A 211-nucleotide genomic window follows, 5' to 3' on the forward strand; every position below is an offset into this window, starting at 1 on the left:
GAGCGAATAGAACGTCAGCGTGCGTCCGTCACCGGTTTCGGTCGAGTGCCTGAGCAGCACGAAACCCGCATTGCCGTTGCCGTCATCCATCGCGTGCTGGCAGACGCGGTATGCCACCACCTCGCCGTCGGCGATGGCATGGACCGGACCGTGCACGTCCGGCGCAAGATGGGTGCCGCAATGCCAGCTCCGGTCGGCTGCGACCGGATAA

General features: G+C 65.4%; 1 pseudogene. It reads right to left on the reverse strand.

Annotated features, from left to right (window positions below):
- A pseudogene (locus PXJ20_RS33190) lies at positions 1-211 on the reverse strand (M23 family peptidase); the annotation flags it as partial.

It is taken from the genome of Paraburkholderia sp. A1RI_3L (assembly GCF_048957895.1).
In the GTDB taxonomy this organism is placed as follows: Bacteria; Pseudomonadota; Gammaproteobacteria; order Burkholderiales; family Burkholderiaceae; genus Paraburkholderia; species Paraburkholderia kururiensis.